General features: G+C 39.9%; 6 protein-coding genes and 2 pseudogenes. 7 read left to right on the top strand and 1 reads right to left on the bottom strand.

All coding sequences use genetic code 11. The features are described from left to right. Nucleotides 1-30: 30 nt before the first annotated feature. Both BM213_RS09535 and BM213_RS09540 read left to right on the top strand, forming a co-directional pair. A complete protein-coding gene (locus tag BM213_RS09535) occupies nt 31-606 on the top strand; it encodes an Ig domain-containing protein (protein WP_091703454.1) in 576 nt (191 codons plus the stop codon). A gap of 372 nt (nt 607-978) precedes the next feature. Beyond that, nucleotides 979-1,392 (top strand): Rpn family recombination-promoting nuclease/putative transposase, encoded by a 414-nt coding sequence (locus BM213_RS09540; RefSeq protein WP_244149243.1) that lies wholly within the window; start codon nt 979-981, stop codon nt 1,390-1,392. Between the two features lie 37 nt (nt 1,393-1,429). On the opposite strand, the pseudogene BM213_RS15300 reads toward BM213_RS09540, so the two are convergent. Further along, nucleotides 1,430-1,534 (bottom strand): annotated as a pseudogene (locus tag BM213_RS15300) (transposase); the annotation flags it as partial. A 156-nt stretch (nt 1,535-1,690) separates the two neighbouring features. Here BM213_RS15300 and BM213_RS09550 point away from each other — a divergent pair. The 5 genes and pseudogenes from BM213_RS09550 to BM213_RS09570 all read left to right on the top strand — a co-directional run. Continuing rightward, nucleotides 1,691-3,145 (top strand): type I restriction-modification system subunit M, encoded by a 1,455-nt coding sequence (locus BM213_RS09550; RefSeq protein ID WP_091703460.1) that lies wholly within the window; start codon nt 1,691-1,693, stop codon nt 3,143-3,145. After that, nucleotides 3,142-4,311: a restriction endonuclease subunit S gene (locus tag BM213_RS09555; RefSeq protein ID WP_091703463.1), complete on the top strand. Its 1,170-nt coding sequence runs from the start codon at nt 3,142-3,144 to the stop codon at nt 4,309-4,311. Before BM213_RS09550 ends, BM213_RS09555 begins: the two co-directional genes overlap by 4 nt. Before the next feature lie 48 nt (nt 4,312-4,359). Continuing rightward, nucleotides 4,360-7,701 (top strand): DEAD/DEAH box helicase family protein, encoded by a 3,342-nt coding sequence (locus BM213_RS09560; protein ID WP_091703466.1) that lies wholly within the window; start codon nt 4,360-4,362, stop codon nt 7,699-7,701. 274 nt (nt 7,702-7,975) lie between these two features. Continuing rightward, nucleotides 7,976-8,407: pseudogene (locus BM213_RS09565) on the top strand (RpnC/YadD family protein); the annotation flags it as partial. Nucleotides 8,408-8,824: 417 nt separating this feature from the next. Continuing rightward, nucleotides 8,825-8,972, top strand: a 148-nt coding sequence (locus tag BM213_RS09570; protein ID WP_208601901.1) for an RRXRR domain-containing protein, incomplete at its 3' end; no start/stop codon positions are given.

Raw genomic sequence — 8,972 nt, forward strand, 5'->3', positions numbered from 1 at the left:
GATGATGTTACTTCAAAAGGAGGTTTAAAAATGAATCCTTTTACAATAGATAATTCCGATTTTCAATTTTTTCTTGATACAGTCGGGGAAACGGTTATCATCGACAATATACAGAAAAAATGTATTGTACAGAATGCAAAAATCGGTGATTATGAGGATAAATATATTTATACTCTTTCTAACATTCAACGTGGAAATTTAATTCTACACAATGAAAAAAACTATCTTATTGTGTCTGATGTGACGGAAGGGAGACAATATAACAAAGCCATCATGCGAAAATGTACCCATACAATTTCCATTAAGATTAAAGAAGGTGAGCAAATTCTTGTCGGTACAACACCGTGGGGTGAAGAAATATATGAAACTACTGATCCGATATATGACGATTTTCCTTGCATAGTTGAGCAAGAAAAAATAACAATTGATGGCGGTGCAATTAGGACAGCAGATACTGAAATTTTGATTACGCTTCAACATAATGAGCATACAAGAAAGATAAAAGTAAATGATGTTTATAATATTGCAGGTTATCGGTATAAAGTTACTCATATTAACTATACGAAAAGCGGATTGATTATTTTAAAATGTGAAACAGCTGTGTAAAAAAAATATAATATTCTATATAACCACTTTACATTTTTTAACGACCATTCTATAATTAAAGTTAATAAAATAAAATGTGAAGTGGTTATATTTGAAACTTGTTGAGCCACTTATTGATACATAAGATTTCGGCTGGATTGACCTTGACAGGGTGGAGGTCGCTGGTTCGAGCCCAGTCGGAATCATCGCAAAACCCGAGTTCGATGAAAGAGCTCGGGTTTTTTTGTTTTGGGGGAAATCTGTTAGGTGATGTTTGTGAAAAATTAAATTTTTAACTTGAAAAACACAGCTCTATGTAATACCTCGATTTAACAATTTCATGTACTCGACTTGTCACAATTTATGGTAAAATGGAAGAAATATCGGAGAGAAGTGAAACAGTCACCGGAATGGCCATGGCTAACGATGTTGTCGGCTGTCGATGGACGAACGAAAAAAATGGATGAAGAGATGTTTCGTGAATTGGAGGGAATAGCCATGACAGAACAAGACATTTTAGAAGCGCTAGAAGAATGGCAAAGCTTAAGCGTCGACCCTGAAAACCGTTACGCGTACGAAATGCGGCTGAAATGGCTCCTTGATCAACTCTCAAACATTCGCGGCAGTCGGGAAGAAGGAAGGCAAGAAGGATTGAAAGAAGGATTGAAAAAAGGATTAGAACAAGGTCGAGAAGAAGGGAAAAATGAAACGATTCGAAAAATGGTCGAAAAAGGAATGAGTATAACAGACGTTGCCCATATTCTCGACATGACAGAGAAGGAAGTACGGGAACGGTTGGGAGATTAGCAAACGGTGTCGGGTTCTGTTTGCGCTCCCAGTCTGTGAGGGACTTCCCGAGAAGTGCTCCCAACAAATAAATAATGATTTGATATTGGGTCTTAGTTATTTGAAGCAATTTGATTAATAATTGAGGTAACAAGCTTGTCATTCCTTTGTTTAGGTAGTTGAATGTGTGGTACCTCAATCGTACCAAAAACAGCAGGGGTGGCAAGCTTTTTCGTCGAGGACATCTTAAAATCGGAAAAAACTTAGGGTGTGTCTTTAAAAATTTTTACAATAAAAGAAATGATAAGGGGGCAGCTATATGATTACAGGGGAACTAAAGAGCAAAGTCGATAAAATATGGGAAACATTTTGGACAGGCGGTATTACGAACCCGCTGACGGTTATTGAGCAGTTTACATACCTTTTGTTTATTAAAGGTCTTGATGAAGTGGAAACGAAAAATGAACAAGAGGCTGCTCTGTTAGGTATTGATTTTGAACGAATCTTTCCTGAAGATAAGCAGCACTTGCGCTGGAGTAAGTTTAAAAACTTAGAAGCTACTCAAATGTACGAAATCGTTTCTAATGAAGTATTCCCATTTATTAAAAATCTTCATGACAATAAAGATTCTGCCTACGCCAAATATATGAGTGATGCGATTTTTATGATTCCTACGCCGCAAATGCTCACAAAAATTGTGGATGGTATCGATAATATTCCAATGAAAGACCGCGATACAAAAGGGGATTTATATGAGTATCTACTATCAAAAATCGCGACGGCAGGAACAAATGGTCAATTCCGTACACCTCGTCATATCATCGACATGATGGTAGAGTTAGTCAAACCTACACCGGAAGATATTATTGTCGACCCAGCCGCCGGTTCCGCGGGGTTTTTAGTCGCTGCAGGAGAATATTTGCGCAAACATCGCAGCGACTTATTTTTAGTGCAAAGTTTAAAAGAACATTTTAATAACCATATGTTCTACGGTTTTGACATGGACCGCACGATGTTGCGCATCGGTGCGATGAACATGATGCTCCATGGCATTGAAAATCCAAATATCGAATATCGCGATTCGTTGTCTGAGCAAAACAAAGACAAAGATAAATATACCCTTGTCCTTGCCAATCCGCCGTTTAAAGGCTCGCTCGACTACGAAGCGGTGGCGGGCGACTTGCTGAAAGTGGTCAAAACCAAGAAGACCGAGCTTTTGTTTCTGGCGCTGTTTTTGCGCATCTTAAAAACAGGCGGGCGCTGCGCGTGCATTGTGCCGGACGGGGTATTGTTCGGCAGCTCGAAAGCGCATAAAGACATCCGCAAAGAAATTGTGGAAAATCATAAATTAGAAGCGATTATTTCGATGCCAAGCGGTGTGTTTAAACCATACGCCGGCGTTTCGACGGCGATTATGATTTTTACAAAAACAGGCGTCGGCGGCACGGATCAAGTATGGTTTTATGATATGAAAGCGGACGGCTATTCATTGGACGACAAGCGCACCCCGATTGAAGACAACGACATTCCAGATATCATTGCGCGCTTCCATAACCGTGAGGCGGAAAAAGATCGGAAACGGACGGAGCAATCGTTCTTTGTGCCGGTGGAAGAAATTCGTGAAAACGACTATGACCTTTCGATTAACAAGTATAAAGAGATTGAGTATGAAGAGGTACAGTATGAAGCGCCTAGTATCATACTAAAAAGAATTAGAGAGATAGAAGAACAGATTGTTGATGGTTTAAGAGAACTGGAGGATATGCTAAAATGAGTAACCAATTTGTAAAACTTGGTGAAGTATGTGATTTCCAAGGAGGAAGCCAGCCACCAAAAAGTGAGCATATACATGAGAAAAAACCGGGATATATACGATTTATTCAAATTCGGGATTTCGAATCAGATGATTATTTAACTTTTATTCCTATTGATAAAAAAAATAAAATTTGCCAAGAAGATGATGTTTTAATTGCGAGATACGGTGCCTCAATTGGTAAAATTTTAACAGGGCTTAGTGGTGCATATAATGTTGCATTAATTAAGTGTATTCCTGATGAAAAAAGGCTACAAAAGAGATTTTTATACTATTATTTGAATACAAGTAAAATTCAAAAATTTATACAATCAAGATCAAAACGTTCTGCACAAGAGGGAGTAGATCCTAAAGAATTAAAACAACAATTAATATATCTACCGTCTTTAGAGACTCAAAATCGTATAGTTTATGTTCTTGACAAAGCCCAAGAACTCATCGATAAACGAAAAGCCCAAATTGAAGCGTTAGACCAGTTAACGCAAAGTGTGTTTTTGGAGATGTTTGGGGATCCAGCTACTAATCCTAAGAAATGGCCAATGGGTTTTATAAAGGATTTAGCTCTAAAAACACAATATGGTACAAGCAAAAAAGCAAGCGAGGATACAGGGAAATATCCTATATTGAGAATGAACAATATTACGTATGAAGGACATTGGGATCTCACAGATCTTAAATACGTTGATTTAGATGATAAGGAAGTTGAAAAATATCTGGTTCATAAAGGAGAGCTTTTATTTAATAGAACAAATAGTAAAGAACTAGTAGGAAAAACAGCTGTGTATCGCTTCGAAAAACCAATGGCCTTTGCAGGATATTTAGTGAAGTTAATTCCAAATGAAAAAGCCAATGCCGAGTTTATATCTGCGTACTTAAACTCGAAGTACGGAAAAAGTATTTTATTTTCAATGGCTAAAAATATCGTAGGGATGGCAAATATCAATGCTGAGGAACTAAAATCAATAAAAATATATATACCTCCAAAACAACTCCAAGATCAATTCGCTGAGATTGTACAAAAAATAGAATCTCAAAGAGAACTTTTTAAAAAAGAATTAGTCGAGTTAGAAAAAAACTTCAACTCCCTCATGCAACGGGCATTTAAGGGAGAATTATTCAACGATTAATGCATGTAAAGGAAATTCATATCGGTTTGATCAGGGGAGGGGGATTTGTTGTTATCCAACTTTCATTTTTTAATAGGAAAACCTCATTATGAGAGTTTTACGAATGCGTGTTTAGAGGCAGAGAAAAGTTTAGTCGTGAGTCCGGCGACGTGCGCGATTTTGACGCGCCGTGCGCTGGAGCTTGCCGTTAAGTGGGTGTACAGTTTTGACAGCGCTTTGAAAGTTCCGTATCAAGATAATCTTTCCAGTTTGATTCATGACAACGTCTTTTTGTCCATTATTGATGAAGACTTGTTGCCGTTGTTGCGTTACATTGTCAAACTGGGGAATGTCGCGGTTCATACGAACTCGATGATTACGAGGGAAGAAGCGATTCTTTCCCTGCATAATCTGCATCAGTTTGTGTCTTGGATTGATTATTGTTATTCCGATGAATATACGGCTACGGATTTTGACGAATCATTGCTGCCAATCGGAGAGGAAAAGCGCGAGCGTCCGGAAGAATTAAAAGATTTATACGAACGGTTAAGCTCCAAAGACAAGCGTCTTGAGGAAATGATGAAAGAAAATGAACAGCTCCGCGCTCTTCTCACCGCCAAACGGGAAGCGAATACAAAAGAGTACCACTTCCAAGTCGATGAACTGAGCGAATGGGAAACAAGAAAGAAATATATTGATTTAGATTTGAAGCTGGCGGGTTGGGAATTTAAAAAGGACGTTATTGTGGAATACCCTGTCGTTGGCATGCCGAATCAGGAAGGAGTCGGCTATGTCGATTACGTCCTTTTTGGCGATAACGGGAAGCCGCTTGCGATCATCGAAGCGAAACGGACAACCGCTGATCCAAGCAAAGGAAAGCAACAAGCCAAGCTATATGCCGACTGTATTGAAAAAATGCACGGCCAACGACCGATTATTTTCTACACAAACGGTTTTGAAACGTATATGTGGGACGACCTTAACTATCCGGCGCGGAGAGTTTCCGGCTTTTACAATAAGGAAGAATTAAGCTTGCTTATTGATCGTCGGACGATGAAGAAGCCGCTAAAAAATGTGCAAATCAATGACAACATAACGAATCGCTATTACCAAAAAGAAGCGGTTTTAGCCGTATGTGACGCGCTCGGGAACAAACGACGCAAAGCGTTGCTTATCATGGCAACGGGGAGCGGCAAAACTCGGACAGCGATTTCGATTGTCGATGTTCTTACTCGCCACAATTGGGTAAAAAATATTTTGTTTTTAGCGGATCGCAAAACGCTTGTAACGCAAGCGAAAAATAGCTTTAGCCATTTGCTTCCGAACTTGACGCTTTGCAATTTGCTCGATAATAAAGACAATCCAGAGGAAAGCCGGATGGTGTTTTCGACGTACCCGACAATGATGAACGCGATTGACGAAGCGAAGCGAAAAGACGGCAAACGTCTCTTTACCGTCGGGCATTTTGATTTAATTATCGTCGATGAATCCCATCGCAGTATTTACAAGAAGTACCGAGCAATTTTTGACTATTTTGACGCGATATTGCTTGGGCTTACCGCCACACCAAAAGATGAAATTGACCGCAATACGTATGAAGTATTTGATCTGGAAAACGGTGTGCCGACCTATGCCTATGAGTTAGATCAAGCCGTTCAAGATGGCTATTTAGTCGATTATCGTACCATTGAAACAAAGCTCAAATTTCTTGAAGAGGGCATTCATTACGATGAGTTACCGGATGAAGAAAAAGAACGATATGAAGAAACATTTGATGAGGAAGTGGGCGAGGACATTGACAGTGCCGCGTTAAACGAATGGCTGTTTAATGACGATACGATTGATACGGTACTGAGAGATTTAATGGAAAAAGGGATTCGCGTCGAAGGCGGAGACAAACTCGGCAAAACGATTATTTTTGCGAAAAATCATCGTCATGCGGAACGAATCGTGGAGCGCTTTGATCAATTGTTCCCTGAATACAAGGGCGGCTTTGCACGAGTCATTGATTACAGCGTGAACTACTACCAAACATTAATCGATGATTTTTCCGACCGTAACAAATTGCCGCAAATTGCGGTATCGGTCGATATGCTCGATACGGGAGTCGATATTCCGGAAGTCGTCAACCTTGTGTTCTTCAAGAAAGTACGCTCCAAATCAAAGTTTTGGCAAATGATCGGGCGCGGAACCCGTTTATGCAAAGAATTATTCGGAGTTGGACAAGATAAAACGCATTTCCTTATTTTTGACTATTGCGGCAACTTCGAGTTTTTCCGCGAGAATCCAAAGGGAATCGAAGGAAAAGCGGTGGAAAGCTTAACAGAGCGTTTGTTTAACGCCAAAATTGAAATCATTAAAGAACTGCAGCATTTACAATACCAAGAAGAAGAGTATATTGCCTATCGCAATGAATTGATTGACGAGGTGCTAGCGGAAATCAATAAGTTAAACGAAGAAAACTTCCGCGTACGCCAACATATTCAATACGTACACAAGTTCAAAAACCGGACTAAATGGGATTCCTTAACGGCGATGGATGTTAATGAAATTAAAGAACATATTTCGCCGCTGATTGTTCCGCTAAACGATGATGAATTTGCGAAACGTTTTGATTTACTCATGTACACGATCGAATTGGCGAAGCTGCAAACGAAAAATGCCACAAAGCCAATTCGGAGTGTGATTCGCACCGCAGAGGCGTTATCTAAGCTCGGTTCCATTCCTCAAGTGATGGAACAAAAGTACATTATTGAAAAAGTACAGACGGAAGAATTTTGGAGCGAAGCCGATATTTTCGAATTGGAAGCCGTTCGCGAAGCGTTGCGTGATTTAGTGAAATTCCTTGAAAAAGAAACGCAAAAAATTTACTATACGAACTTTAAAGACCAAGTTTTAGAAGTCAAAGAAAATGGTCCGATGTTTAATGTCAATGATCTGAAAAATTATCGGAAAAAGGTTGAACATTATCTGCACGAACACCGCGACCAGATGGCCATTTACAAGTTGCGAAATAATAAAAAGCTAACAGTCCAAGACTTAAAAACGTTGGAGCATATTCTTTGGAATGAGCTTGGCACACAGGAAGATTATAAAAGAGAATTCGGAGACACACCGATTACAAAACTCGTCCGCCAAATCGTCGGCCTTGACCCACAGGCCGCCAACGAAGCGTTTTCCGAATTTTTATCAAGCGAACGGTTGAACATCCAACAGAGCCGTTTTGTCAAATTGATCGTCGATTACTTTGTGAAAAATGGAGTCATGGACAAGCGGGTGCTGCAGGAAGAACCGTTTAAAACCGTCGGCAGCATTGTTGAACTCTTTAAAGACAACATGGATGACGCGCGGAAGATTATTAGTATTATCGATGAGATTAACAGAAATTCAGAAGATATTGTGGGGGCGTAGCAAAAGCGCTGTTTGTGATATTTAGTTAGCCGTTGGGGTTGTTGCTAACGTTTCAATATATTCTGTTTTTCTTCGGTGTTAAGGCATCTTTGAGAGTGAAGTATCTCAAAGGTGCCTTCTATTTCTTATACATATAGAACTACATATAGAACGAAACGAGTATAAATGTTGTGTATATAGCCCATATTGAGTCGAAATGGTTCGGCAAATATCCATGTATTTGATAATCTAAAATTGAGCCACTTTTTAGCGAACGGTGCCAGGCACTGTTGTCCGCAACTACATCCGCCAAGACAACCCGATCGCCGCTGCACTACTAAGTAAAATGGGGTATACTGAAAGTGAACGGGTAGAATTGAAAAAACAATTTTTACGCATGCTTGTCCGAATGGAATTAGACGAAGCGAAACAACGGTTGTTGTTTGGCTTTTTTGAAACATATGTGAAACTATCAGATGAAGAAGAACGAAGACTGCGAAGCGAGGTGAATGAAATGGAGACGAAAGAAAAAGAACAAGTGATGGAATTGATTATTTCTTATGAACAAAAGGCGTTAGAAAAAGGAAGAGAAGAAGGGGTGAAGCAAGGAATAAAGCAAGGAATGAAGCGTCTTGTACAAACGATGGCGAAAAAAGGGATGAGTGTAAAAGACATTGCGAACGTCACGGACCTTTCGGAAGAAGAAGTGGAGCGGTTGTTGGAGTAGGGGAGACTGTCATCGACCTTTTTGGAGACGGCAGTTTTTTGTTTTACAATGAGTGGGTGCCAATATGATGTTCGTTTGCCGTTTAACACGCTTTCTTCTAACGTTGCAAATTATCACGAATATTTCTTAAGATGTTCTCATTTTGTTGTCATTGTGCGTGTGTCCGTAAGTATGAGTGTCAACAACCCAACGACTAAAGTCGTGGGCTTGTAAGCCCCATGTTGACCAGACCAAGGCTTGAAACAGAGCCTACGTTATAGATGTCATGACACGTTCGGGTGCTTCTCCAGCCCGTTCCTCTGTCGTGCAAGATTAAACAAGCGTGATGGGTGGCGCTAGTGTCTTGCACATAACAAGCATCTATAACATGGTCGAGGAGAATATGACCTGCGTAAGCAGAGGAAAGGGGAGGACCCTATGGTTTTTGTGTTAGACACAAATAAGTGTCCGCTTGTTCCTTGTCACGAAGCAGTTGCGAGAAAGCTGTTGAAACAAGGGAAGGCGGCGATTTACAAACGATTCCCATTTACCATTATCTTGAAAAAATCAGTGGACGAATCAGAAA

It is taken from the genome of Anoxybacillus pushchinoensis (assembly GCF_900111795.1).
Lineage (GTDB): Bacteria > Bacillota > Bacilli > Bacillales > Anoxybacillaceae > Anoxybacillus > Anoxybacillus pushchinoensis.